The following is a 24368-nucleotide window of genomic DNA, read 5'->3' as shown; positions in this document are numbered from 1 at the left end:
GGCCTGCGACTCAGCGCAGAAGCTCCACGAAGGACGAGATCAGGCGATCCATGTCGTTTGCGTCGAGCGCGCCCATGGTCGAGATGCGGAACAGTTCCTTCGACAGGCCGCCCTGCCCCGCGTAGATCACGAAGCCCTTGGCCTTGAGCGCGTCGTGCAGCGTTTCATACGTGACGCCCTTCGGCAACCGGTATGCCCGCAACACGACCGACGATTCCTCGGGAGACAAGGCGCTCTCGATGCCCAGATGCGCCAGACCCGCGCGCACCTGTTCCGCGAGCTTCGCGTAATGCGCGTGACGCGCACGCCAGCCGCCTTCCTCCTCGAACTCGCGCAGCGCTTCGACCAGCGCGTAGTACGCATGCACGGACGGCGTAAACGGCGTGTTGCGCCCGTCCTGCAACTTGGCCAGCCGCGCGATGCCGAGGTAATACGTGCGGCTCGCGGCCTTTGCCAGCGCATCGCGGCGCGCGATGACGAACGCCGCGCCCGGCACGCCGTGCAGGCACTTGTTGGCCGTCGCGGCGATCGCGGCGATGCCGCCGCCGTCGAAATCGATCGCTTCCGCGCCGAAGCTGCTCACCGCGTCGAGCAGCAGGCCGATGCCGCGTTCCGCGCACGCGCGCGACAGCTTGTCGATCGCGTTCAGGCGGCCGGTCGTCGTTTCGTGATGAATGATCGCGACGTTCGTGAACTTGCTCGCGTCGAGCCGAGCGATGATCGCGTCGATGTTCGGCGCCTGCATCCACTCGTACTTCGCGACCTCGTAGTCGATGCCGTACTGCTTCGCGATCTGCGCGATGCGATCGCCATACACGCCGTTCTCCACGACCAGCAGCCGCCCGCCTTCCGGCACGAGCCCGGCGATCATGCTTTCCACGGCGGCGGTGCCGGAGCCCGTCATCAGCACGGCGCTCCACTTGGCCGGATCGAGCTCGTAGGCGGCGACGAGACGCTTGCGCGCCTCATCCTGAAGATCGAAGAACTCCGGCTCGCGATGGCACAAGTCGGTTTGCAGCAGGCTCTTGCGCACGCGTTCGGTCAGCGTGACAGGACCCGGATTGAGCAGCAGCATCAACGGCCTCCAATGTGTTGTTGCAAGCGCGCGCGCACGTCCTCGGGCGTGATTTTCGGGCGCGGCAGGTCTCCCGGCGTGCCGGTCCTGATCGAAAGACGCGCGAAGCGTGCGCCGTTCACGTCTTTCGCATCGAACAGGCGGTCGATCACGCCGATGTCGTCGCCGTCGAGCGCGAGCGCGTAGCCGCACGCCGATGCGATCGACGCGAAATCGATGCCGCGCGAAACGGTCGCCTGGCCGCCCGTCGATTCGTGCGCGCCGTTGTCCAGCAGAAGATGAACCAGGTTCGACGGGCCATAAGCGCCGAGCGTCGCGAAGACGCCCATGCGCATCAGCGCGGCGCCGTCTCCGTCGAGCGCGACCACGCGCAGATCGGGGCGCGAGAGCGCGAGGCCCAACGCCATCGGCGTGACGCAGCCCATCGAGCCGACGAGATAGAGCTGGTTCTCGCGGTCGTCGATCGCGTACAACTCGCGGCCGCAGAATCCGGTCGATGCGAGCACGACCGTCGAATCCTTCGGCGTATGCGCGATGACTTTTTCAAGCGCATCGTGACGCGTCACGCGCTCGCCGTCGAAACGCGCGACCTGCGCAGGCTTGTCGCCGGCTCGCACGCCCGACAAGCCGGTCTTCTTCAGCTCATAAGGCGCGACGCTGCCCTTCCGCATGACGAGCGCATACGGACGGCCGGTGCTGTCCATGTACTCCGTCGCGCGATCGAGCGCGGGGCCGATCTGATCCGCCTCGGTCGGAAAAAGCTCCCACGGAATCTCCATCGTCTCGAGCATCTGCGGCGTGATCGGGCCCATGAGCGCGTGCTGCGGCTCGTCGGGGACGCCCGGCTGGCCCCGCCACGTGACGATCAGCAGCTGCGGCAGACGGAACGTCCACGTGAGGGACGTGAGCGGACTCACCGCGTTGCCGAGGCCGGAGTTCTGCATCATCGCGATGCCGCGACGCTTCACTTCGCCGAAACCCGCGCCGCCGAGCGCGACGCCCGCGATCAGCGCGACCGCATCGCCTTCGTTGGCCGCCGACACGTAATGCAGCGATTCATCCTGCAGCACGTAGTTGATGAAGGGCGTGAGAAACGAGCAAGGCACGCCCGCGTACCAGTCGAAACCGCGCTCGCGCGCGGCCTCGACGAACTGGGCGGCCTCAATCACGCGCGTTCTCCGTGCTCTCGGTTCCGATGGGCGACTGGCCGTGCGCGAAATCACCCGCGCGGCGGAAGTCGTCGAGATCGTTCACGCCGCGCCAGTGGCCGTGCACGTATTGCACCTCGATCTTCTGACCGGCGGCGAGCAGCGCGTTCAGGAGCGCGGCCATGTCGAGCCTGTCGAAATCGGGGCGCTTCCGCAGTTCGGCGAGCGTCGAGAGCAGGCGCTCACGCGCACCCGCGCGCACGTTGATGAGGCCCATCCAGCGGCCTTGCGGCGCGCGCCCTTCGGCGAGGTTCTGGCCCGCGCCGACCACGCCTTCGAGCCACACCTTCTGGCCGAACAGCGCGCGGTCGTCGGCGGTCGAGCAGTAGGCGAAGTCGGTCGCGGCCTCGCCCGCTTGCGGCGCATGGGACGAATCGACCACCACGCAGAAGTCGCTGTCCGATTCGACCAGATCGCGCAGGATGTAGCTGCGGAACAGCAGGTCGCCGTAGGAGATGACGGTATCGCCATTCAGATGCGCCGCGGCGCATGCGAGCGATGCGAGCTCGCCCGTCGACTCGTGCTTCTCGTTGACGACGAGACGAACGCCGCCCTTGTCGATCGCATCGGCGCGATAGCCGCCGACGACCGTGATGTCGTTGATGCTTTCCTTCTTGAACGCCTCGACGAGATGGCGCAGGAGCGGCTTGCCCGCGACCGGCAGCATGACCTTCGGGCGATCCGCCGTGACGGCCTCGAGGCCCGCGCCGCGGCTCGCGGCGAGCACGACCGCGCTGCGCTTCTCGTTCGCGGCGCTCAGATAGAGGTTCTCGGCCGCCGAGTACTCGTCCGCGTCCTGCAGACGGAAAATTTCGTTGACCGTCGCGATGCGGTCCTCCACGTTCACGAGCGTCTCGCTGTCGTGGATTTCCTTCGCGATCGCCTGCATCGCGGAAACGGCGCCGCGAATCAGGTGGTTCGCCCAGATCACGCAGCTGATGCCCGCCTGACGGAACACGTCGGTCGGCGTGCTGTAGTACTTCGTCGGCACGATCACGAGCGGACCGCGCCCGGCCCATTCGCGCGCGAACGTGAGGATTTCGTCGGGCTTGGAAAGCTTGCTGTGGATCAGGATCGCATCGGCGCCCGCCTGGCGATACGCCTCGGCGCGCTTCAGCGCTTCTTCCATGCCCCAGCCCGCGATCAGCGCTTCCACCCGCGCGACGATCGAGAAGTTCGGATCGCTCTGCGAATCCTTGCCGGCCTTGATCTTGCCGCAGAACTCGTCGATGTCGGCGAGCGGCTGGGCTTCGCCGTTGATGAAGCTGTTGGTCTTCGGAAACTGCTTGTCCTCGATGCACACGCCCGCGATGCCGCGCTGCTCCAGCTTCCTGACCAGACGCCGCACGTTGTTGAAGTTGCCGTAGCCGGTGTCGCCGTCGAGCAGGATCGGCAGATCGCTCGCATCGGCCATGAATTCGAGGTTGTCGACGACCTGGGTCCAGCTCGCCTCGTTGTTGTCGCGCACGCCGAACTGCGCGGAGATCGAGAGGCCCGAGCCCCAGATCGCCTTGAAGCCCGCTTCCTTCGCGATGCGCGCCGAGATGCCGTTGTGCGCCTCCATCAGGAATTCGAGCCGATTGTTTTGGAGCATCTCGCGCAGGCGCAGCGTGCGCGAGAAGCCGACGGGGAGTTGTCCTGGTGCGTTCATCGTAGTGCTCCTGCAAACTGACGCAGCGCGTTCAACTGCGGCAGCACTTCATCCGCCGCGCGCTTCACGTCGTTCTGAAAATCGATTTCGATCCACGGTGCGCCGGTCACGTCGGCGATATCGAACACGTGGCGCTTCTCCAGCAGCAGGTCGCGCACCGCTTCTTCGTGCGGCATCTTCGCGCGGCCCGTCGCCACATAGTCGGCGCAGATTTCGGCGAGGCGCGTGGCCGTCGCTTCGTCGAAGCGGAAGAAGCCCACCGATTCGCCGATGGTGTCGTACTTCAGGCCCGCGGCCACCTGCTTGCGCAACTCGACCGGCACGCCGTTCTCGACGCACAGCTTCACCGGCTCGTCGCCTGCCTCGAAATCGCGGTCGATCAACAGGCGGTTCACGCTGCCGCCCGCGACCAGCGGTTCGAAAATGCGCTCGTCGTAGAGCACGTCGGCGTCCATCAGCAGGACGTCGCCGCCGCGCGTCATCGCTTCGCGCGCGGTGTGCACCGAGAGCACGCTGCCGAGCGTGAACTCGTCGTTGACGACGATTTCGGTCGCGGGCTTCCAGTCGATCGACGCGAGCTCCGCCTCGATTTGCTCGCTCTTGAAGCCGGTCACGAAGACGACTTCATCGACGCCGGCGGCCTTCAGGAAGTGCAGATGACGCTCGAGCAGCGATGCGTCGCCCGAATCGTCACCGAAGCGCAGCAGACATTTCGGCTTTTGCTGGCCTTCGGGCTGAACGAGGCGCAAGCCCATCCCGGCCGCAAGAATAATTGCGCGCATGGTTATGTTCCCTTCGTGGGTGAGTCAGTCGATTTCCGGCACACGCGCGAGACGGCGGCGCTGCCAGCCTTTTTCAACGAAATGCAGATAGACGATGCCCGGCACGCCGAGCAGCAATTCGCGCGCGCGCTTGGCGAGCGAGAGCGCGAGCGCCGCTTCCGGCGGCAAGCCGACGAGCTTCGCGAGCAGCAGATAGCCTCCTTCCTGCACGCCGAGCGAGCCGGGAATGGCGAAGGCCGCGCCGCGAATCGCCTGGCCGAGGCTTTCGAGCAGCAGGGCTTCGGCCCAGCCGACCGGATGGCCGAGCAGATGCAGCGCGAGCCACACTTCGCCCGTGCCGACGATCCAGCCGAAGAGGCTCAGGCCGAAGCTCGACGCCACCTTGCCGCGCTCGCGGTACAGCTCGTGCACGGCGGCGTCGACCGCCTCGGCACGCGTGACGAGCGAGGACCAGTCGCGCTTGGCCGAGAAGCGTGCTGCGATGCCGGACGCGAAGCGCATCGCGCGGCCGAAGAGACCGCGCCGCTGCGCCAGATAGAAGCCGAAGATCATGAGACCGATCACGCCGATCACCGCGAGCACGGCAATCGTCAGGGCCGACGAGCCGCCCGCCGCGTAGCCCGTCAGGAGCACGACGCCGATCAGCGCGAAGATCAGCTGCGCGACGGTCTGCATCGTCGTGCTGACGGTGATGACGGCGGCCGCGCCACGCGCGCGCATGCCGCGCTGCGCGAGGTAGCGGACCATCAGCATCGGCCCGCCGATCTGGCCGGCGGGCATCAGGCTGTTCACGGATTCGCCGGCCCAGCGCGCGAGCAACGCGTCGCGCAGGGAGACGTCGCGTTCGTTACGGGAAAAGAGCACGCTGATCGCGCCGGCATCGACGAAGAGCGGCACGAAGTGGAACGCGGCGACGGCGAGCAAACCCCAGCCGGCGGCCGCCAGCGTCGCCGCCACCGAACCGAAGCCTTGCCACCCCAGCAGCGCGACGAACAGCACCACGCCGACGGACAGCAGGAATGTGCCCGCGCGGCTCATGCCTGTCCGTTCTTGCCGCTCTTGCGGCGAAAGACCTGCCTGAATCCGAAATACGCGATCGAGTCCTTCATGTTCGAAATGAAGCGCTGAAACGGCCGCATGTTGGGGTTGGTCACGTATTCGAACGTGAGCGATACGCGCATCTCGTTCTCGCCGAGCGGCGTGACGCGATGGCGCAGCTTGTCGCCGTCGAAGAACACGAACGCGCCGGGCGGATAGCGCACGGAGCCCGGCTGATCCGGAACCTCCGGGTTCTTCGTGTGCAGCTCGTAGTCGAGCGCGCAGGACGAGTCGTCGATCACGCCGAGCAGCAGCGTGTAGCGGCGGCCTTCGTAATACGAGGTGTCGTAATGCCAGCCGATGTGATCGCCCGGCTTCGTGTAGAAATAGAGCGCGTAGGCGTGGGGATCGTCTTCGGGAGAAAGTTGCAGCTTGTCGCCGGTGATGGTTTCCAGCCACTTGATGAGCGCTTCCGACCGGTAAAGGTCCGCGATGAACGGCGCGAGCTTGTCGAGCGTATGGCGGCTCACGCTGCCGCCCGCCTTGTGACCCGGCAGATAGTTGCGGTTCACGGCCGGCATCACGTCGTGCACGGCGGAGATCAGGCGCTCGGTATAGTCGCGCGGCAGGAAGTCCTCGATATAGAGAAACGAGCCCTGCCGGCCGTATTCGTCGCGCAGCGCAGGCGTCTGCAGCACGGCGAGGCGCGCGTTCATCGTCGCGTCGATGTCGCGCTTCGACGGACGCGCGACCGTCGCCGCTCGCGCCGGCTGAGCCAGAGTGTTGTCCGGAGTTGCCGTATCGCTCATCTCACCGCCTGAAAATCGTTACCGTCTTTCCCGTGGGTCGCCTGCGCGCGCCGCCTCGTCTGCCGGACGACGCGCTGAAAGTCCACCGCCACATACACGGCGAAGAGCGGCGCGCCGATCGCCGCGGCGATCAGAAATGGCGTCATGCCGTTCAGGATGGTCACGACCGGCAGCAGGTAAAGCACGTCTTCCGTTTCGAAGCCGGCCATTGATGCCTGTTTCGTTCCGGGCTTGCCGGCCATCGACTCGATGCGCATGCGCAGGAAGAAAATCAGCGCGACCGCGACGCCCGCGATGCCGCCGAGCCATTGGGCGGGCACGATCATCGACGGATGATGCACGGCGACGTAAAACCCGATGCCCAGGAACAAGAGCACGGTGACGAGCGCGTCGCACGCGAGGTCGTAAAAGTGGCCGATCTTGCTCGATTGCCCGCTGATCCGCGCGAGTTCGCCGTCGGTGTGGTCGACGAGATTCGAGAGCGCGATCAGCAGCGCGCCGAGCGTGCACATCCAGAACTGACCGAGCGACAGATAATACGCTCCGGCCAAACCGATGGCGAGGCGCAGTGTCGTCAGATGATTGGGCGTTACCGGAGTGCCGACGAGCGGCGTAACGAGGCAGCGGGCGAGCCGCGCGTCCCAGGTGGTGGGCTCGGGAACGGCTTTGGGATTGGGTGGACACGATTTTGTCATCACGCGAATATATCGCTAATTCGCCGAACCTGCATATATTGCGGCCTGCCCTCGCGGCGATCATTCCCTGTTCAGTCAAGGCCGACGGGCGTTTCTGAAACGTCGAACGCGCCTGTGAACAAAACCGGCGGCGGCGTATCGCGGAATTAATTGCCGATGCTTTCCGCCGCGTTCTTCTCCGGCGATGCGGCGGCTGAAAGCGCGCCGTTTCGCATCGATTGGACATTCGCACAAGACCCGACGCGACAAAGGCGGCTTCGCGCAACGAAGCCGCCTTTGCGGGCCCGATCCCGAGCGATCAGTCGACGGATTTGGCCGCCGGCGCCGGCGCGGGGACCACATTGCGCTCGTTCGAATTGAGCGACGCCGCCGTTTCGTTCGAGACACCGCCGTTCTTGTCCACCGGAAGCGTCACGGTGCGCACCGTCCCGTTGCCGAGCGGGAAGTCGGCGAGCGCGCTGCGCGTGAGATACGGCATCGCCTGATAGAGCGAGGCGTCGTCCGTCGAATTCACCGCCGTCACCTTGTAGACCTCGCGGCCCGTCTTGCGGTCGGTCATGCGGATCTGCAATGCGTGGATGTACACCGGATAGCTCTGATCGACGTAACCCGTCGGACCCCACGGGCCGTACGGACCCCAGCCGCCCCACGGTCCCCAGAACGGACGGCCGTAGGGACCGTACATCGGCCACGGATCGTAATAGACCGGCTGGCGCACGGTCATCAGATCGCCGCGAACCGAATAGGCGAGCGCCACCTGATAGCGCGCGCTCGCATCGGGCACCTGGTGGAAGTTGTACTTCGACAATTCGCTGGCGACGAGCGTCTCATAGGTCGTCTGCTCGATGCTGTTGGCCTGCTCGCCCTGACGCGCGAAGGCATAGGTTCGCGTCGCGTCGCTACCGCTCCAGTCGGAGAAGGCGGTAACCTGCGTCTGCACGTAGGTCGTGCAGCCCGCGAGCCACAGCGCCGCCAGCATCAACGCCGCCCACCTGCAGGGCGCCTTGATCAGGAAATTCATGGTCGTCCTCACCTCGGAAACTGCCATTCTTAGTTATAGATAGTGCGAGCGCGCCGCGCACGAACCGGCCGTATGCGGACCACGCGGCGAACGGCGGGAAGCCGCCGCTCGCGATCGACGGGCGTTTTGTACAATGGTTCGACATGCCTCGCCCGCATTCGTGCCCGAGCGACACGCTCGGGCGATGCGCCCGCGCCGCCCCATTCACTTTGAAGATCTTGCCATGTCTACCACGACCGCATCAGCAGTGATTCGCCGCCAGGACTACACGCCGCCCGCCTTCCTGATCGACTCCGTCGCGCTCGAGTTCGACCTCGTGCCGACGCGCACGGTCGTGAAGAACACGATGAAGCTGCGCCGCAACCCCGACGCGCGCGGCGAGGCGTCCCGGCTCGAACTGATGGGCGAGCAACTCGAATTCGTGAGTGCGGCGATCGATGGCGTCGCGCACGCGGACATCCGCGTCGACGAAAGCGGACTCTCCATCGGCAATATTCCTGCGGATGCCTTCGAGCTTAGCATCGAGAGCATCTGCAATCCGGCCGGGAACACGACGCTCTCCGGACTTTATGTCTCCAGCGGCAACTTCTTTACGCAGTGCGAAGCCGAGGGCTTTCGGCGCATCACCTACTTCCTCGATCGCCCCGACGTCATGGCCACTTACACCGTGACGCTGCGCGCCGACAAGGCGGCGTATCCGGTGCTGCTGTCGAACGGCAATCTGATCGAGGAAGGCGATCTGCCCGACGGCCGCCACTTCGCCAGATGGGAAGATCCCTTCAAGAAGCCGAGCTACCTGTTCGCGCTCGTCGCGGGCAAGCTGGTGTGCATCGAAGAGCGCATCGAGTCCGGCTCGGGCAAGGAGAAGCTGCTGCAGGTCTGGGTCGAGCCGCACGATCTCGACAAGACCCGTCACGCGATGGATTCGCTCATCCACTCCATCCGCTGGGACGAGAAGCGCTTCGGGCTGGAGCTCGATCTGGACCGCTTCATGATCGTCGCGGTGAGCGACTTCAACATGGGCGCGATGGAAAACAAGGGCCTCAACATCTTCAACACGAAGTACGTGCTGGCCAATCCCGAAACCGCGACGGACACCGATTTCTCGAACATCGAGGCCGTGGTCGGCCACGAATACTTCCACAACTGGACGGGGAACCGCGTGACCTGCCGCGACTGGTTCCAGCTGAGCCTGAAGGAAGGCCTGACCGTGTTCCGCGATCAGGAATTCTCTGCCGACATGGCCGCGGGCGACGTCGAAGGCGCCGCGAGCGCAGCGGCGCGCGCGACCAAGCGCATCGAGGACGTGCGCGTGCTGCGTCAGATGCAATTCGCCGAGGACGCCGGCCCGATGGCGCATCCGGTGCGCCCCGAGAGCTACGTCGAGATCAACAACTTCTACACGATGACCGTCTACGAGAAGGGCTCGGAAGTCGTGCGGATGTATCAGACGCTCTTCGGCCGCGACGGCTTTAGGCGCGGCATGGATCTCTACTTCCAGCGCCACGACGGCCAGGCCGTGACCTGCGACGACTTCCGCCATGCGCTCGCCGACGCGAATCACCGCGATCTCGCGCAGTTCGAACGCTGGTATAGCCAGGCGGGCACGCCGCGCGTCTCCGTGCGGGCGAAGTACGACGCCGCCAGCAAGCGCTATACGCTCACGCTCACCCAGGGCTACGGCGAAGCCTCCGAAGCCGCGCGCGAAACGCAGAAAGGACCGCTTCTGATTCCGTTCTCGGTCGGACTGATCGGCAAGAACGGCGCGGATTTGCCGCTGCGTCTCGAAGGCGAGAAGGAGCCGAACGGCACGACGCGCGTGCTCGAATTCACTGGGCGCGAGCAGTCGTTCACCTTCGTCGACGTGAACGAAGCGCCGCTGCCGTCGCTGCTGCGCAATTTCTCGGCGCCGGTGATCGTCGAATACGACTACACGAACGAAGAACTCGCGTTCCTGCTCGCCCACGACAGCGATCCGTTCAACCGCTGGGAAGCCGGCCAGCGTCTCGCCACGCGCGAGCTGCTCTCGCTCGCCGAGCGCGCGGCGAAGGGCGAGGCGCTTGCCATCGACGATCAGGTGATCGCCGCGTTCGCCCGGGTGCTCGACGACACGACGCTCACGCCCGCCTTCCGCGAGCTCGCGCTGATGCTGCCCTCGGAAAGCTATCTCGCCGAGCAGATGGCCGTGTCCGACCCGGCCGCCGTGCACGCGGCGCGCGTCTTCATGAGCCGGCGCCTGGCGTCGCAATTGCGCGACAGGTGGCTCGCGACCTATGAGGCGAACCGCACGCCGGGCGAATATCGTCCGACGCCGGAAGATGCCGGCAAGCGCGGCCTCAAGAACCTCGCCCTCGCCTATCTGAGCCAGCTCGAGGATCCGGCCGAAGCCGTCAAGCTCGCGCAGGCGCAATACGATGCCGCGAACAACATGACCGACCGCTCGGCCGCGCTCGCCGCCTTGCTGCTGGCAAGCGCGACGAAGGGCGCGGATCCGGCCGTCGCGGATGCCGCCCTTGCGGACTTCTATCGGCGCTTCGAGAACGAGGCGCTCGTCATCGACAAGTGGTTCGCGCTCCAGGCGACGCAGCGCGGCGGCCCGGACCGCAACGTGATCGAGATCGTGCGCAAGCTGATGCAGCATCAGGCGTTCACGTTGAAGAATCCGAATCGCGCGCGCTCGCTGATCTTCAGCTTCTGCAGCGGCAATCCGGCGCAGTTCCACGCCGCCGACGGCTCCGGCTACGCGTTCTGGGCCGAGCAGGTGATCGCGCTCGACGCGCTGAATCCGCAGGTCGCCGCCCGTCTCGCGCGCGGGCTCGAACTGTGGCGGCGCTTCACGCCGCAGCTGCGCGAGAAGATGCACGCGGCATTGAGCGAAGTCGCATCGAAGGCGAAATCGCGCGACGTGCGCGAGGTGGTCGACAAGGCGCTCGCCGCGTAAGCACTGTTTCGTCTGGATTTTTCGTGGTTTAGCGGCCGCCGCGCGGAATTTCGTGCGGCGGCCGTTCTCACTGATGGCGGATAGACGCGGACGCTGTCACACGGAGCCCCGGGTCGAGCGGTTAGAATCGCAAATATTCGTCTAACGCTCACGGAGCCCGCATGTCCTCCATCTCCAGCCGCACTACGCTCACCAAGTATCTGATCGAGCAACAGCGCGAACACCAGAACCTGCCCGCCGATCTGCGTCTTCTGCTTGAAGTCATCGCGCGAGCCTGCAAGCAAATCGGCTATCACGTGAGCAAGGGCGCGTTGGGCGAAGCGCTCGGAAGCGCCGGCAGCGAAAACGTCCAGGGCGAAGTCCAGAAAAAGCTCGACGTGCTGTCGAACGAAATCCTGCTCGAAGCCAACGAATGGGGCGGCAACCTGGCCGCGATGGCGTCGGAAGAGATGGAAAAGATCTTCCCGATTCCCAACCGCTATCCGAAGGGCAACTACCTGCTGACGTTCGATCCGCTCGACGGCTCGTCGAACATCGACGTGAACGTGTCGATCGGCACGATCTTCTCCGTGCTGCGCTGCCCGGACGGCGTCGAGCCGAGCGAACAGGCGTTCATGCAGCCGGGCTCGCAGCAGGTCGCCGCGGGCTACGCGGTGTACGGGCCGCAGACGGTGCTCGTGCTGACGACCGGCCACGGCGTGAACTGCTTCACGCTCGATCGCGAGCTCGGTTCGTGGGTGCTCACGCAGCGCGACATGAAGATTCCGGTCGATACGCGCGAGTACGCGATCAACGCATCGAACAGCCGTCACTGGTATGAGCCGGTGCAGCGTTATGTCGGCGAGCTGAATGCCGGCAAGGACGGCCCGCGCAAGGAAGACTTCAACATGCGCTGGATCGCGTCGATGGTCGCGGACGTGCACCGCATTCTGAGCCGCGGCGGCATCTTCATGTATCCGGCCGATCGCCGCGATCCGTCGAAGCCCGGCAAGCTGCGCCTGATGTACGAAGCGAACCCGATGGCGTTCATCGTCGAGCAGGCCGGCGGCGCCGCCACCAACGGCGAGCAGCGCATCCTCGATATCGTCCCGACGAGCCTGCACCAGCGCGTGCCGGTGTTCCTCGGATCGAAGAACGAAGTGGATCGCGCAACCCGCTACCATCTCGAAAAGAAAATTTGATTCAAGCTATTGCCAAAACGAGAAAACGGTCGCTATAATTTTGTTTCTCTGATGCCGGAATAGCTCAGACGGTAGAGCAGCGCATTCGTAATGCGAAGGTCGGGGGTTCGATTCCTCTTTCCGGCACCAATCAAGATTCAGGCAGCATAAAAAACCCGCGTTCACGCAAGTGACGCGGGTTTTTGTTTTTGGCCTGCAACTATCGATTTGCTCCGAATCCTCCATGTTCCCGACGGAATGTGTTCCGCGCGAACTTTTGCGCCGATGCAACGATCGCCTCCATCGTTCACGGCACTGCGCGTCATTCCTAAAATCGCTCCCACCGATTTCACGTTACGCCGCGTCGCGAGTCTGATTTGCGCCTTACGTGCGGTTTCGTACAACAACGAACCATTTTCCGCTCTGCACCATCAAGCGTCAACGATGGTTTCCCGGTATCGTTATATCCATAGAGGAAACGCTACAGTTTTGGTGCGAGCTTGCCGCATCGGGCGGCAAGCGAGGCTGGGCGCGGCTCGTCGGGCAGCAGTTTTTGCAGCGGAGATTGGAGCGACGGCGATGCATTACCGATGCATCGAGGTCCGAAACACGAACGATCATGCGCTGGGCAATATGTGCGCCGATTTGGCTCAAGTCGAATCGGCAACGATCCGATAACGCATTTTGAGAGGGATCTGTATTTGGTATTTCGGCCGGGTGCGGCGGCGCAATAACCGCATCGGCCAGTTGGCGCAATTGTGTGAAGTCATGGAGGAGAGAAATCATGGACGCGAAACCGACGAAAATCCCGACGCCCGACAAAGTGCATTGTCCGGATCAGGATCCGGTTGGCGTCGAATTTCTCGCGACCGAGTTGCCCGAGCACGTCCGGGCCTTCTTCGACGAACAGCGCAACGCTGCGAAGTCGAAATAAGGCGGACGCGCTGGATTACCCCGTCGTCGTGAGAACGACGCCCGCCGCGCGCGGCGCATGGACCGGAAGGTCCGGATATGGCTCAAGCCAGGACGCGTCGCGCCCCTCATTCATGGCCGCATCGGGGTCAGTCGTGCGGTTCGGCTCGCGCCGAGACCTCTTTACTCATTGAGCAACGTTCCGGGCTGAGCCGACAGTGCGCTATGCTGGCGCTTTTGCCCGGACACCGATGCGCCGCCGATCGAAGTCTTCCCTTCTCGCTTTTGCCGCCTCGGCCTGCGTGCTTGCGCTCGCCGCGCCCGCGTCCGCCCGTGCCGATGGCGACGATACCGCCTTTACCAACCTCATCGCCCTCGTCTCGCAACGGCTCGCGCTCGCGGAGCCGGTCGCGCGCTGGAAATGGGCGCATCGCGAGCCGATCACCGACGCGCCGCGCGAAGAGGCGCTGCTCAAGCATGTCGAGGAAAAAGCCAGTGCCGCGCAGGTCGATCCCGAGTTCGCGCGTCAGTTCTTCCGCGATCAGATCGAAGCGAGCAAGGATGTGCAGAACGTGCTGTTCGCCAACTGGCGCGCGTTGAAGGCAGCACCGGAAGAATCGCCGCCCGATCTCGCGAAAGACACACGCCCGAGGCTCGATCGCCTCACGCAGTCGCTCGTGTCGGCGCTCGCGCGCGTCGAGCCGATCCGTCATGCGGACGATTGCCCTCTCCGGCTCGCCGAGAGTCTCGCGCGCTGGAAGCATCTGACGCGCTATAACTCGTCGATGAACGCGCCGCTCACGCGCGCGCTGTCGCATGTCTGCGCAAGCGGCGGCGTGGGCGCGGTCGGCTGATCGAGCGTCTAGACGGCGGCCGCTAGCGTTTCGGCGGTGAGCGGCGTCACGGCCAGGCCGCGTGCGAGACGTTCGCTCAATATCCGAAAAGTCGACAGTTCGAACGCGGGCGCCGCGACGCTCGCGCGCAATGCGCCTGCCTGCGCGAGCGTGTCGGCCGAGCCGAGATAGCGCCAGTTCTCGATGACGTGCCACACGCGCTGCGCCGATGCGGCGTCGCGCTCTTCGATGGCGATCGCGCCCGCGTAGGGCCACGGCGCGCCGCGGACATCGTCCGGACGCGACTTCGGCGCGCGATTCTGCGCCGGACGCAACGCCGCGATCCACTGCGCCTCGGCGAGCAGCGCGCCGATCTCGCCGCCCGTCGCCTTCCATTCGACACGGCGCACGAGCGCGGCGAGTCGCAGATCCTTCGCGGAGCGCCGCGGTCCGACGAGATGCGAGCGCACGCGCTGACGCAGCCGCACGCTTCTGCCGGCGTAGAGCGGCGTGTCGTCGTCGCCGTAGAAGATGTATACGCCGCACCCTGCGGGAATCCGTTCGATCGTGTCTTCGTCGATGCATGCGGCGAGCTGGAACCGGCGCGTCACTCGTTCGAGATGCGCGTGCATGACGTCCGGCCCATGAACGCGATGCAGGTGTTGCCAGAACTGCCAGAGGAGATCGGCGTCGGCGAGCGCACGGTGCCGCGCCGATGGCACGAGGGCGTGCCGCTCCACGAGCGCATCGAGACCATGACGGCTTTCCGCCGGATAGACCGCGCGCGAAAGTTGCACCGTGCAGAGCACGTCCGGCGCGAAGCGAAGACCGACGCGCCTGAATTCGCCCTTCAGGAACCCATGGTCGAAGTGCGCGTTGTGCGCGATGAAGAGCCGGCCGCTCATCCGCTCGAGCAGGCCCGAGGCGAGTTGCTCGAAGGTGGGCGCGTCGCGGACCATGGCGTCGTTGATGCCGGTCAGCTGCTGGATGAACGCGGGAATCGGTTTCTGCGGGTTGACGAGCGACGTCCACTGCGAGACGCCCTGCGGCCCGACCTCCACGATGCCGATCTCGGTGATGCGGTCCACGCCGAACGTCCCGCCGGTGGTTTCGAGATCGACGAACACGATGGGCTCGGACGGATAGGCAAAGCTGGATGAGGAGTCGAGATGCATCGTGGACGGCGAAGGAGGCGGCGCGACGGGCCGAAATGGGCGGAAACGCGATAGCGAAAGGATTGCCCATTCTAACGCAGCGCGCTGCGCCGGGCTGCGATGGGAGCGAGGCGCGATTCACGATTCGAGCCGATGTTTTCGCTCCGGCGCTTGCGAATCATTTGGCGGCGACGTTTATTTAACGACGTGCGGTTTAAGCATCTGATTAATTCTCAGCGAAACCCATCGGTTAAATAATAGACAATAGCGAATAACCCGTAATAGAATTCCCTGATTAACAGCGATTCTTTTGCCCGCATTCAACGCGTCTCCGGTTGGCTCGCCCTCGTCCTCTGCGCCGGGGGGCTCGGGTCGCACGCCACGGTGCGCCCAACGGCTCGACGATTCGACGGCGGCAAGGGCGCACGGCGAGTCTTCAGCATCATCGGATAATCCGTTGATATTCTCGAATGATGCCTTCGACAATGTCGGCACGGGTGCGATAAATTAGAGCGCCTCACGATTAACCAGATCGGCAGAGATTATCCGCCTTGGCCCGGGAGAATCTCCATTCAAGCATCGATCCCATTTAGCGTGCCCATCAGTCTTCCGAACGAATAATATCATTCCTGTAATAAAATTATTCGAATCGTAAGTGTTTACGCGCCTTGCCCGATTCTCCGTTATTAAGCAACATAAAGACAGCTTTGCAATTCAAACGTAATGGAGGATCGTGGTAATGACTCAACTCAAGCGTGTCGCGCACTGGTTGAAATCGCTTGCCGCGCCGACGATCACGCCGGAGACCGCAGCCGTCTCACCGCTCGAATTCCGCCCCGCCGCCTGGCACGGCGATCACTGGCAGAACCTTCTGGCCTCGCCCATGGACGCCCGCCGCTACGTGATCGAAGACTGGGCCACGCCCCTCGACGACGACCTCGTCGCAGAAGAAACCACGGCGTCGACTTGGGCCTAGCGCAGGGCAAAAAAAAAGCGCGACCAGGAAGTCGCGCTGACAAAGTTTGGAGATCTTTTCCGTCAACGAAAAAGTCTGCTTCGGAAAGCAGAGAGTTCAGTATAGCGATGCGTCCCGCATAAATTACCTGCAAAAATCACAAACCTCTGTTTCGAAAATATCAACAATCGATTTTCGGAAGTTTTACGTTGTTTTTCCACGCCAATTCGTGTCGCGCACGCGCAACGTCGATTGGTTGACACCTTCCGCCTTGCCGCTTTATTTGAACATAAATCCTTGTAAATAAAGAAGAATATACGCAGCCCCGATCATTGCTGCCAGAAGAATGGTTTATTGCGGAAATTGGAACGCCCCGGCTGTAACACCGTCTTTACACTTCGTCTGGTCCGGAAACAAATGTGTCGGTCGCCGATGCGTTGCTCCTCCGCCCGCGCCTCTCGCAGCGCGCCGGAGGGAGGTTTCCTCAAAGCCTGGGTCTCGGGCCCAATCTGCTCTCGGAGTTACAAAGATGAAAAAGACTCTCATGGTCGCCGCCCTGACGGGCGTTTTTGCTACCGCCGCCCATGCGCAAAGCAGCGTCACGCTGTACGGCCTGATCGACGCCGGCATCACCTACACGAACAATCAGCAAGGCCACAGCAACTGGAAGGCGACGAGCGGTTCCGTCAACGGCAGCCGTTGGGGCCTGCGCGGCGCTGAAGACCTCGGCGGCGGCCTGAAGGCGATCTTCACGTTGGAGAACGGCTTCAACATCATGAACGGCACGAACGGCCAAGGCGGTCGTGAGTTCGGCCGTCAGGCATTCGTCGGTCTGTCGAGCAACCAGTTCGGCTCGGTGACCCTCGGCCGTCAATATGACTCCGTGGTCGACTTCGTCGGACCTCTGGCTCTGACGGGCACCCAATACGGCGGCACGCAGTTCGCCCACCCGTTCGACAACGACAACCTCGACAACACGTTCCGCGTCAACAACTCGGTCAAGTACACGAGCGCGAACTACGCCGGCTTCAAGCTGGGCGCGATGTACGGCTTCTCGAACGAAGCAGGCGGCTTTGCGGATAACCGCGCTTACAGCGTCGGCGCGTCGTACAACTACGGTCCGTTGAACGTTGCAGCCGCGTACATGCAGCTGAACAACGTCGGCTCGCCGACCAACAACGTCAACGGCTCGGTTACGACCGACAACACGCCGTTCGTCGCTGGCCGTCAGCGCATCTTCGGCGGTGGCCTGAACTACGCGTTCGGCCCGGCAACGGTCGGCTTCGTGTTCACGCAGACGATGCTGGACAACGCTTCGTCGATCACCAACGTCGGCTCGCAAGGCGCTGGCTCGATCAACCTGACCGATGGTCACGTCCGCTTCACCAACTACGAAGTCAACGGCCGTTACAACCTGACGCCGGCTCTGTCGCTCGCGGGTGCCTACACCTACACCGACAGCCGCATCGACGGCGAGAAGCCGAAGTTCCACCAATTCAGCCTGCAAACGGCGTACGCGCTGTCGAAGCGTACCGACGTGTACCTGCAAGGCGAATACCAGCACATGACCGACAAGGATAGCCTGCCGATCGGTGCGGTCATCAATGGCGTCGGCATGTCGTCGACGGGCAACCAGGTTTCGGCGACGGTTGGCATGCGTCACCGCTTCTAAGCTTCACAGGTAGTATTGCTGTAGAAAAGCCGCTCTTCGGAGCGGCTTTTTTTGCGCCCGTGCGCCGCCGCGGCGCCCCCGGCGCCCGCACGCTGCTCAGTGGGGATACCGCACGTCGACGATGTCGATCTGTTGCACGCCCGCGGGCGTATGCAGCGCCACCGTATCGCCGATCCTCGCCTTCAGAAGCGCCCTCGCGACCGGCGAAATCCAGCTCACGTAGCCGCGCTCGAGATCCACCTCGTCCACGCCGACGATCGTCACCGTCTTCACGTCGCCGTCGTCGCCCGCATAGTCCACCGTCGCGCCGAAGAACACCTGGTCGATGTTCTCCTGCTTGCTGCTGTCCACGACTTCCGCGAGATCCAGGCGTTTCGTCAGAAAGCGGATGCGCCGGTCGATCTCGCGCAGGCGCCGCTTGCCGTAGATATAGTCGCCGTTCTCCGAGCGATCGCCGTTCGAGGCCGCCCAGGAGACGAGCTTGACCACTTCCGGGCGCTCGTTGTCCAGAAGCTGCAGGAGCTCGTCACGCAGGCGCTGATGGCCGGCCGGCGTGATGTAGTTCTTCGTGCCCGCCGGGACGTCCGGATGGCCGAGTTCGAGGTCGTCGTCGCTGTCGTCCGACTCTTTGACAAATGCCTTGTTCATGATGCGAATCTAATTCGGATTCTCGGAAATACATGCGTTGGAATTATCAAGTTACCACGCCTTGCGCCCTCTTCGTCGAAGGAAAGTCGATAATTTGGCCGATACCCCTTCCTTTTTGGAATAGGCTTGGCTATAATTCCGCTTCTGCGTGCGGCTGTAGCTCAGTTGGATAGAGTACTTGGCTACGAACCAAGGGGTCGTGGGTTCGAATCCTGCCAGCCGCGCCATCTATTCTGATGTTTTCGCGTCGATCAACGAAAGCATCTCGCGCTTAACCACAAGCGCAGTGAAGTAACATAGCAGTACCGTTTTGCGTGCGGCTGTAGCTCAGTTGGATAGAGTACTTGGCTACGAACCAAGGGGTCGTGGGTTCGAATCCTGCCAGCCGCGCCATCTATTCTGATGTTTTCGCGTCGATCAACGAAAGCATCTCGCGCTTAACCACAAGCGCAGTGAAGTAACATAGCAGTACCGTTTTGCGTGCGGCTGTAGCTCAGTTGGATAGAGTACTTGGCTACGAACCAAGGGGTCGTGGGTTCGAATCCTGCCAGCCGCGCCATTTTTCGAAGGGCCTTTCACACGGAAGGCCCTTTTTGTTTTCGTCGCGCCGAATCGGCCGCGACGGGCGCTCAGACGCGCGGCGTCGACCCGATATCGCCGATATGCATGTCGGGCGTCGGCACATCCTCCACGGACACCACCGCGCTCGATTCCCCGATCGCCTCGGCGCGCACGCCGAGCAGCGATTGCGGACGCCGCAGGAATTCATCCTCGACCGTATCGCCGAACGCGTGCCGCACGAACGCGCGCAACAGCGCGATGCGCAGCGACGGGCCGCGCCCCTCCATCGTCTTGCCGTCCTTGCCGAAGCTCACGCTGCACACCACCTCGCCGCGCCCGTGATCGTGCATTTCGAGCCTGCAAGCGCGCTCCAGCACGACCGACGCGGCTTCCCACGAGGTCGACGGCAGGAAGCGCCCGTCCCACGGCCTGCCACGGTCGTTGCCGCGAATGGAGAGCGTCTCTCCGCTATCGGTGAAATGGATTTCCCGAACGAATTCGTGCAGCCCGCGCGCAACCCAGTAATCGAGCGTAGGGCCTTCGAGATCGGAAGTGTTCATTGCGGCGCCTCTCCTTGTCGTCGGTCGACGATGGCCATGCACGCCGCGTTCCCGCGCCGGTATCAGTAGTCGGCGCGTTCCCGGTCAATGCGCATGCCGCCGTCCTGATTGCGGTGATGCGGTTCGTCGCTCGGACGTTCGCGCGCGATGCGCATGACGTCCGGATTCGTCCTGACGCGGCGCATCACGTTGGCGAGATGCACGCGGTCGCTGACCTGGATCACGAAGCGCAGGAGCTTCGCTTCCTGCGACACGTCCTCGTCCATCGCGATGTGCACGATGTTCGCATCCGCCGACGTGATGTCGGCCGCGACGCGCGCGAAGACGCCCTTCGTGTTCTTCACGAGCACCTTCACCGCGACATCGAACAGACGGCCCGGCTGCGGCGCCCACGCGACGTCGATCCAGCGGCCCGGATCGCGCCGATGGATGCGCTGCGCGACGCGGCATTCGGTCGTGTGAATCGCCATGCCGAGCCCGATGCCGATGTAGCCCATGATGTCGTCGCCGGGAATCGGGCGGCAACACGGCGACAGCTGCACCGACATGCCCTCCGTGCCCGTGATGACCACCGGCGGCGCGGTATTGGTGTTGGTGTGCTCGCGCGGATGATGTTCGTCGTCGTCGCGGCCGTTCATCAGCACTTCGATGCGCTTGGCCATCACCGCCGCCACGCGCCGGCCGAGACCGATGTCCGCGAAGATCTCCTGACGCGTCTTGTTGCCCGTCCACTGCACGAGCTTTTCCCACACTTCCGGCGTGACATCCGACAGCGCGAGACCGTAGCCCTTCAGGCTCTGGTCGACGAGCCGCTCGCCCAGCTGGACCGACTCGTTCAGGCGCATCGTCTTCAGGTAGTGACGGATGGCCGAGCGCGCCTTGCCGGTGCGCACGAAGCCGAGCCATGCGGGATTCGGCTTCGAATACGGCGCCGTGATCACCTCGACGATGTCGCCGCTCTTCAGCTCCGTGCGCAGCGGCAGAAGCTCGTTGTTGATCTTGACCGCGACGCACTGGTTGCCCAGATCGCTGTGGATCGAATACGCGAAGTCGAGCGCGGTCGCGCCGCGCGGCAGCGGCATGATCTTCGACTTCGGCGTGAATACGTAGACCGCGTCCGGGAACAGGTCGATCTTGACGTGCTCGAGGAACTCGCTCGAGTCGCCCGCTTCGCTTTGAATGTCGAGCAGCGACTTGAGCCACTGGTGCGCGCGCTTCTGCACGTCATTCAGGTCCGCGCCGCCATTCTTGTACAGCCAGTGCGCCGCGACGCCCGCCTCGGCGATCTCGTGCATCTTGCGCGTGCGGATCTGGAACTCGATCGGTGCGCCGAACGGGCCGACCAGCGTGGTGTGCAACGACTGGTAGCCGTTGACCTTCGGAATCGCGATGTAGTCCTTGAACTTGCCCGGCACGGGCTTGTAGAGCGCATGCAGCGCGCCGATGCAGGTATAGCATTCGAGCGCGCTCTCGACGACGACGCGAAAGCCGTACACGTCGAGCACCTGCGAGAACGACAGCTGCTTGTCGCGCATCTTCTTGTAGATGCTGTAGATCGTCTTCTCGCGGCCGGTGACTTCCGCGTTGATCTTCGCATCCGCGATGGTGCGCTGCACCGCTTCGAGAATCTTGCCGACCACTTCACGCCGGTTGCCGCGCGCCGCCTTCACCGCTTTTTCGAGCGTGGCGTAGCGGTTCGGATTGAAGTTCGCGAAGGAGAGGTCCTGCAGCTCGCGATACGTATTGTTCAGACCGAGCCGATGCGCGATCGGCGCGTAGATATCCAGCGTCTCGCGCGCGACGCGCCGACGCTTCTCCGGCGGCACCGCGCCCAGCGTGCGCATGTTGTGCAGCCGGTCGGCGAGCTTGACGAGAATGACGCGCACGTCGCGCGCCATCGCGAGCAGCATCTTGCGGAAGTTCTCCGCCTGCGCCTCCTCGCGATTGCGGAATTCCATCTTGTCCAGCTTGGACAAGCCATCGACCAGTTCCGCGACCTTCGCGCCGAAGCGCTCCGCGATCTCGGTCTTGGTCACGCCCTGGTCTTCGATCACGTCGTGCAGCAGCGCCGCCATGATCGATTGCGCATCGAGCTTCCAGCCCGCGCAGATTTCGGCAACCGCAACCGGATGCGTGATGTACGGCTCGCCGCTCTGGCGATACTGCCCGAGATGCGCTTCGTCGCTGAAATGGAAAGCCGCCTTGACTTCCTTGATCTCTTCCGGAGAGAGATAGCTCGACAGCGCGTTGGTCAGTTTCGCGATGGAAACGACATCGTGCTTGCGCGGCTGTTCCGGCGTGGCGGTCGGGCCGAACAGGTGGCGGAAGGACTGTTCGAGGACCGCGTCGATGTACTTGCGCGCCGCATGCGGCTTGTCCGCATCGAGCATCGAATCCTGATCGATTTCGATATCGGGGTCCACGGCGGAGGAGACGGGCAACGGTGTCTGACTCATCTTCGCCTCCGTGGTGGTGTGACGCGCTTATACGTCGGTTGCAAAAAGTGAAACGGGTAAGCCTGTTACGAAGCAGGCGGCCCTCAGACGGGTACCTTCTTCAACATTTCGATGCCAACCTGGCCCGCGGCGATCTCGCGCAGCGCGACGACGGTCGGCTTGTCGCGGCTTTCGATCTTCGGCGTGTGGCCTTGCGCGAGCTGGCGCGCGCGATACGTCGCGGCGAGCGCGAGCTCGAAGCGATTCGGGATTTGTTTCAGGCAGTCTTCGACAGTGATGCGGGCCATGTTTGTTTCCTTCTCAATATGGACTTTATTCTACCTTATGTGACCGATACGACCCGGCCACTGCAGAGCGTCATGCTTGCGGCGTGGAGTGGATGCCGAGGTCCACGAAAAGCTGCGTATTGCGGGCGTATTGCGAGGTGAAGCGCAGGCGCGTCGCGGCGACGAGACAGCGCAATTCGGCGAGCGCGCGATCGAAGTTCTCGTTGATGACGACGTACTCCGCTTCCGACGCATGCGCCATCTCGCTACCGGCTGCCAGCAGGCGTCGCACGATGACTTTTTCGGAATCCTGGCCGCGTTTCTTGAGGCGATCTTCGAGCGCATCGAGCGACGGCGGCAGGATGAAGATCTCGACCGCGTTGCGGAACTGCTTCTTCACCTGCTGCGCGCCCTGCCAGTCGATTTCGAGCAGCACGTCGTGGCCGCTCTTCATCTGGTCCGCGATCCACAGCTTCGACGTGGCGTAGTAATTGCCGTGGACTTCCGCGCTTTCGAGAAACTCGCCCTTGTCGCGCCGCTCCATGAATTCGTCGACGGACACGAAGTGATACTGCATGCCGTTGGTTTCCTTCGGCCGCGGATCGCGCGTCGTGTAGGAAACGGACAGGCGGATGGCTTCGTCCTCGGCGAGCAGTGCGTTCACCAGCGTGGACTTGCCCGCGCCCGACGGCGCGACCACCATGAACAGGTTGCCGGGATAGATGCCCGTATAGTGGCTATGCGAGCGATGCGAGGTGTTCGGCATGATGTTGCGTTACTCCAGATTCTGTACTTGTTCGCGCATCTGCTCGATGAGCAGCTTGAGCGTCATCGATGCATCGGCGAGTTCCTTCGCGGCGGCCTTCGAGCCGAGCGTGTTCGCTTCGCGGTTCAGCTCCTGCATCATGAAGTCGAGCCGCTTGCCGACCTTGCCGCCCTTCTGCAGCACGTGGCGCGTCTCGGTCAGATGTGCGGCGAGCCGCTGCAATTCCTCCGCGATGTCGATGCGGATGCCGTACATCGTCACTTCCTGACGAATGCGCTCGGCGATCTCCTCGCGCGGCACGCTGGTCGCCGTGGCGCCTTCGGACGTCGCGATGCCGAGCGCGTCCTGCAGACGCTCGACGATCTTCTGCTGATGCTTCGCGATGAGCTCCGGCACGAGCGGCGTGATGCGCGCGACGATCGCTTCCATCTCCGTCACGTTGTTGACGAGCACGCTGGCGAGCGCCGCGCCTTCGCGCGCGCGCACTTCGACGAGATCGGCAATGGCCTGCTTGCCGCACGCGAGCACCGCTTCGCGCAGCGCTTCCGGCGACACCGCGCTTTCCGCGAGCACGCCGGGCCAGCGCAGGATTTCGCCGGTGCGCATGCGCTCGGCATCGGGAAACACGTCGAGCACGGCGCGCTCGAGCGTGGCGAGTTGCGTGAGCGCCTCGCGATTGAGCGCGCCCGCGTTCGCGGTCTGCTCGACGCGATTCAGGTTGATGCGGATATCGACCTTGCCGCGCGAGAGCTTCGTCATCAGCATTTCGCGCAATTGCGGCTCGGTTGCGCGCACGTCTTCGGGCATGCGGAAGTTCAGGTCGAGAAAGCGCGAATTCACCGTACGCAATTCCACCGATACGCCGACGCCCGAACCGCCCGCGCCATTGGGTCCCGCGCCATCCGCGGCGACTTCGCGCGTCGCGCTGGCATAGCCTGTCATGCTGTAGATCATGGTACGTCTCGCGATGTAAGCCTTCGTTGCGAAGGCCGGTTCATACGGAGCGCCCGGCGCTCTCGAAAGTGCCTTGGGAGCGGCACGCGTTTGGCCGCCGGGCGAAGAATCCGCATTATCCCATTTTTGTCACGAAGCCCGCCCGCATGCCACCGACGAGGCGTGTCCCCGCGTGTGCCGCGCGCGCAACGCCGCCGGGTGTTTGACGATAAAATCGGGCGTTATCGTGCGTGTTCCGCTTCGGGAGCACG

Annotated in this window: 21 protein-coding genes and 4 tRNA genes; 10 read left to right on the top strand and 15 right to left on the bottom strand. The window is 63.7% G+C overall.

Annotated elements, in window-relative coordinates; translation table 11 throughout:
• Positions 1–10: 10 nt before the first annotated feature.
• The 8 genes from AWB83_RS10495 to AWB83_RS10460 form a co-directional block, all read right to left on the bottom strand.
• Entirely contained in the window at positions 11–1075 is a 1065-nt protein-coding gene (locus AWB83_RS10495; RefSeq protein WP_087044963.1) for a 2-aminoethylphosphonate aminotransferase, read from the bottom strand.
• Entirely contained in the window at positions 1075–2244 is a 1170-nt protein-coding gene (gene aepY, locus AWB83_RS10490) for a phosphonopyruvate decarboxylase (RefSeq protein WP_087044961.1), read from the bottom strand. The genes AWB83_RS10495 and aepY overlap by 1 nt, the downstream gene beginning before the upstream one ends.
• Positions 2237–3934 (bottom strand): phosphoenolpyruvate mutase, encoded by a 1698-nt coding sequence (aepX, locus tag AWB83_RS10485; protein WP_087044959.1) that lies wholly within the window; start codon positions 3932–3934, stop codon positions 2237–2239. The genes aepY and aepX overlap by 8 nt, the downstream gene beginning before the upstream one ends.
• Positions 3931–4716 carry a phosphocholine cytidylyltransferase family protein gene (locus AWB83_RS10480; protein ID WP_087044957.1) on the bottom strand — a complete coding sequence of 262 codons (786 nt, stop codon included), beginning with the start codon at positions 4714–4716 and terminating at the stop codon, positions 3931–3933. Before AWB83_RS10480 ends, aepX begins: the two co-directional genes overlap by 4 nt.
• A 24-nt stretch (positions 4717–4740) precedes the next feature.
• Positions 4741–5754, bottom strand: coding sequence for a flippase-like domain-containing protein (locus AWB83_RS10475; protein WP_087044955.1), 1014 nt, complete (start codon positions 5752–5754; stop codon positions 4741–4743).
• Positions 5751–6563, bottom strand: a complete 813-nt coding sequence (locus AWB83_RS10470; protein ID WP_087044953.1) for a HalD/BesD family halogenase — start codon at positions 6561–6563, stop codon at positions 5751–5753. The genes AWB83_RS10475 and AWB83_RS10470 overlap by 4 nt, the downstream gene beginning before the upstream one ends.
• On the bottom strand, positions 6560–7258 hold the full coding sequence (locus AWB83_RS10465) for a CDP-alcohol phosphatidyltransferase family protein (RefSeq protein ID WP_087044951.1): 699 nt from the start codon (positions 7256–7258) through the stop codon (positions 6560–6562). Before AWB83_RS10465 ends, AWB83_RS10470 begins: the two co-directional genes overlap by 4 nt.
• 298 nt (positions 7259–7556) lie before the next feature.
• On the bottom strand, positions 7557–8279 hold the full coding sequence (locus AWB83_RS10460) for a DUF4136 domain-containing protein (RefSeq protein WP_087045184.1): 723 nt from the start codon (positions 8277–8279) through the stop codon (positions 7557–7559).
• A gap of 223 nt (positions 8280–8502) precedes the next feature.
• Between AWB83_RS10460 and pepN the strand changes: the two genes are divergently transcribed.
• The 5 genes from pepN to AWB83_RS10440 all read left to right on the top strand — a co-directional run bounded on the left by pepN (position 8503) and on the right by AWB83_RS10440 (position 14146).
• The gene (pepN, locus tag AWB83_RS10455; protein ID WP_087044949.1) at positions 8503–11220 is read left to right on the top strand and encodes an aminopeptidase N; all 2718 of its coding nucleotides are present in this window, start codon (positions 8503–8505) and stop codon (positions 11218–11220) included.
• 161 nt (positions 11221–11381) lie between these two features.
• A complete protein-coding gene (locus AWB83_RS10450) occupies positions 11382–12401 on the top strand; it encodes a class 1 fructose-bisphosphatase (RefSeq protein WP_087044947.1) in 1020 nt (339 codons plus the stop codon).
• A 53-nt stretch (positions 12402–12454) separates the two neighbouring features.
• Positions 12455–12530 (top strand) — tRNA-Thr (locus AWB83_RS10445).
• Between the two features lie 634 nt (positions 12531–13164).
• A complete protein-coding gene (locus AWB83_RS36765) occupies positions 13165–13314 on the top strand; it encodes a hypothetical protein (protein WP_167389096.1) in 150 nt (49 codons plus the stop codon).
• Positions 13315–13543: 229 nt separating this feature from the next.
• Positions 13544–14146, top strand: a complete 603-nt coding sequence (locus tag AWB83_RS10440; RefSeq protein WP_087044945.1) for a chorismate mutase — start codon at positions 13544–13546, stop codon at positions 14144–14146.
• An 8-nt stretch (positions 14147–14154) separates the two neighbouring features.
• On the opposite strand, the gene AWB83_RS10435 is transcribed toward AWB83_RS10440, so the two are convergent.
• The gene (locus AWB83_RS10435; protein WP_087044944.1) at positions 14155–15300 is read right to left on the bottom strand and encodes an exonuclease domain-containing protein; all 1146 of its coding nucleotides are present in this window, start codon (positions 15298–15300) and stop codon (positions 14155–14157) included.
• A 718-nt stretch (positions 15301–16018) separates the two neighbouring features.
• Here AWB83_RS10435 and AWB83_RS10430 point away from each other — a divergent pair.
• The gene (locus tag AWB83_RS10430) at positions 16019–16255 is read left to right on the top strand and encodes a hypothetical protein (protein ID WP_096059365.1); all 237 of its coding nucleotides are present in this window, start codon (positions 16019–16021) and stop codon (positions 16253–16255) included.
• 508 nt (positions 16256–16763) lie between these two features.
• Positions 16764–17906 (top strand): porin, encoded by a 1143-nt coding sequence (locus tag AWB83_RS10425; RefSeq protein WP_087044942.1) that lies wholly within the window; start codon positions 16764–16766, stop codon positions 17904–17906.
• Between the two features lie 96 nt (positions 17907–18002).
• On the opposite strand, the gene greB is transcribed toward AWB83_RS10425, so the two are convergent.
• Positions 18003–18554, bottom strand: a complete 552-nt coding sequence (gene greB, locus AWB83_RS10420; protein ID WP_087044940.1) for a transcription elongation factor GreB — start codon at positions 18552–18554, stop codon at positions 18003–18005.
• Between the two features lie 150 nt (positions 18555–18704).
• Here greB and AWB83_RS10415 point away from each other — a divergent pair.
• From AWB83_RS10415 to AWB83_RS10405, 3 genes are all read left to right on the top strand, one after another.
• Positions 18705–18781, top strand: a tRNA-Arg gene (locus AWB83_RS10415).
• An 89-nt stretch (positions 18782–18870) separates the two neighbouring features.
• Positions 18871–18947, top strand: a tRNA-Arg gene (locus AWB83_RS10410).
• Between the two features lie 89 nt (positions 18948–19036).
• A tRNA-Arg gene (locus AWB83_RS10405) sits at positions 19037–19113 on the top strand.
• 70 nt (positions 19114–19183) lie between these two features.
• Here AWB83_RS10405 and AWB83_RS10400 read toward each other — a convergent pair.
• The 5 genes from AWB83_RS10400 to AWB83_RS10380 form a co-directional block, all read right to left on the bottom strand.
• Entirely contained in the window at positions 19184–19675 is a 492-nt protein-coding gene (locus AWB83_RS10400) for a phage protein NinX family protein (RefSeq protein ID WP_087044938.1), read from the bottom strand.
• A 62-nt stretch (positions 19676–19737) separates the two neighbouring features.
• The gene (locus AWB83_RS10395) at positions 19738–22131 is read right to left on the bottom strand and encodes a RelA/SpoT family protein (protein WP_087044936.1); all 2394 of its coding nucleotides are present in this window, start codon (positions 22129–22131) and stop codon (positions 19738–19740) included.
• Between the two features lie 83 nt (positions 22132–22214).
• Positions 22215–22418, bottom strand: a complete 204-nt coding sequence (gene rpoZ / locus AWB83_RS10390) for a DNA-directed RNA polymerase subunit omega (RefSeq protein ID WP_006999799.1) — start codon at positions 22416–22418, stop codon at positions 22215–22217.
• A 70-nt stretch (positions 22419–22488) separates the two neighbouring features.
• A complete protein-coding gene (gene gmk, locus AWB83_RS10385) occupies positions 22489–23163 on the bottom strand; it encodes a guanylate kinase (protein ID WP_087044934.1) in 675 nt (224 codons plus the stop codon).
• A gap of 9 nt (positions 23164–23172) precedes the next feature.
• Entirely contained in the window at positions 23173–24117 is a 945-nt protein-coding gene (locus tag AWB83_RS10380) for a YicC/YloC family endoribonuclease (protein WP_087044932.1), read from the bottom strand.
• Positions 24118–24368 lie beyond the last annotated feature (251 nt).

It is taken from the genome of Caballeronia ptereochthonis (assembly GCF_001545075.1).
Classification (GTDB): Bacteria; Pseudomonadota; Gammaproteobacteria; order Burkholderiales; family Burkholderiaceae; genus Caballeronia; species Caballeronia ptereochthonis.
This window is presented reverse-complemented; position numbering and strand designations above follow the sequence as displayed.

What these genes read in the sequence shown, in the direction of transcription:
- AWB83_RS10495 (WP_087044963.1), bottom strand. Translation starts at nt 1,075, where the DNA reads ATGCTGCTGCTCAATCCGGGTCCTGTCACGCTGACCGAACGCGTGCGC.
- aepX (WP_087044959.1), bottom strand. Translation starts at nt 3,934, where the DNA reads ATGAACGCACCAGGACAACTCCCCGTCGGCTTCTCGCGCACGCTGCGC.
- AWB83_RS10480 (WP_087044957.1), bottom strand. Translation starts at nt 4,716, where the DNA reads ATGCGCGCAATTATTCTTGCGGCCGGGATGGGCTTGCGCCTCGTTCAG.
- AWB83_RS10475 (WP_087044955.1), bottom strand. Translation starts at nt 5,754, where the DNA reads ATGAGCCGCGCGGGCACATTCCTGCTGTCCGTCGGCGTGGTGCTGTTC.
- AWB83_RS10470 (WP_087044953.1), bottom strand. Translation starts at nt 6,563, where the DNA reads ATGAGCGATACGGCAACTCCGGACAACACTCTGGCTCAGCCGGCGCGA.
- AWB83_RS10465 (WP_087044951.1), bottom strand. Translation starts at nt 7,258, where the DNA reads ATGACAAAATCGTGTCCACCCAATCCCAAAGCCGTTCCCGAGCCCACC.
- AWB83_RS10460 (WP_087045184.1), bottom strand. Translation starts at nt 8,279, where the DNA reads ATGAATTTCCTGATCAAGGCGCCCTGCAGGTGGGCGGCGTTGATGCTG.
- pepN (WP_087044949.1), top strand. Translation starts at nt 8,503, where the DNA reads ATGTCTACCACGACCGCATCAGCAGTGATTCGCCGCCAGGACTACACG.
- AWB83_RS10450 (WP_087044947.1), top strand. Translation starts at nt 11,382, where the DNA reads ATGTCCTCCATCTCCAGCCGCACTACGCTCACCAAGTATCTGATCGAG.
- AWB83_RS36765 (WP_167389096.1), top strand. Translation starts at nt 13,165, where the DNA reads ATGGACGCGAAACCGACGAAAATCCCGACGCCCGACAAAGTGCATTGT.
- AWB83_RS10440 (WP_087044945.1), top strand. Translation starts at nt 13,544, where the DNA reads ATGCGCCGCCGATCGAAGTCTTCCCTTCTCGCTTTTGCCGCCTCGGCC.
- AWB83_RS10435 (WP_087044944.1), bottom strand. Translation starts at nt 15,300, where the DNA reads ATGCATCTCGACTCCTCATCCAGCTTTGCCTATCCGTCCGAGCCCATC.
- AWB83_RS10430 (WP_096059365.1), top strand. Translation starts at nt 16,019, where the DNA reads ATGACTCAACTCAAGCGTGTCGCGCACTGGTTGAAATCGCTTGCCGCG.
- AWB83_RS10425 (WP_087044942.1), top strand. Translation starts at nt 16,764, where the DNA reads ATGAAAAAGACTCTCATGGTCGCCGCCCTGACGGGCGTTTTTGCTACC.
- greB (WP_087044940.1), bottom strand. Translation starts at nt 18,554, where the DNA reads ATGAACAAGGCATTTGTCAAAGAGTCGGACGACAGCGACGACGACCTC.
- AWB83_RS10400 (WP_087044938.1), bottom strand. Translation starts at nt 19,675, where the DNA reads ATGAACACTTCCGATCTCGAAGGCCCTACGCTCGATTACTGGGTTGCG.
- AWB83_RS10395 (WP_087044936.1), bottom strand. Translation starts at nt 22,131, where the DNA reads ATGAGTCAGACACCGTTGCCCGTCTCCTCCGCCGTGGACCCCGATATC.
- rpoZ (WP_006999799.1), bottom strand. Translation starts at nt 22,418, where the DNA reads ATGGCCCGCATCACTGTCGAAGACTGCCTGAAACAAATCCCGAATCGC.
- gmk (WP_087044934.1), bottom strand. Translation starts at nt 23,163, where the DNA reads ATGCCGAACACCTCGCATCGCTCGCATAGCCACTATACGGGCATCTAT.
- AWB83_RS10380 (WP_087044932.1), bottom strand. Translation starts at nt 24,117, where the DNA reads ATGATCTACAGCATGACAGGCTATGCCAGCGCGACGCGCGAAGTCGCC.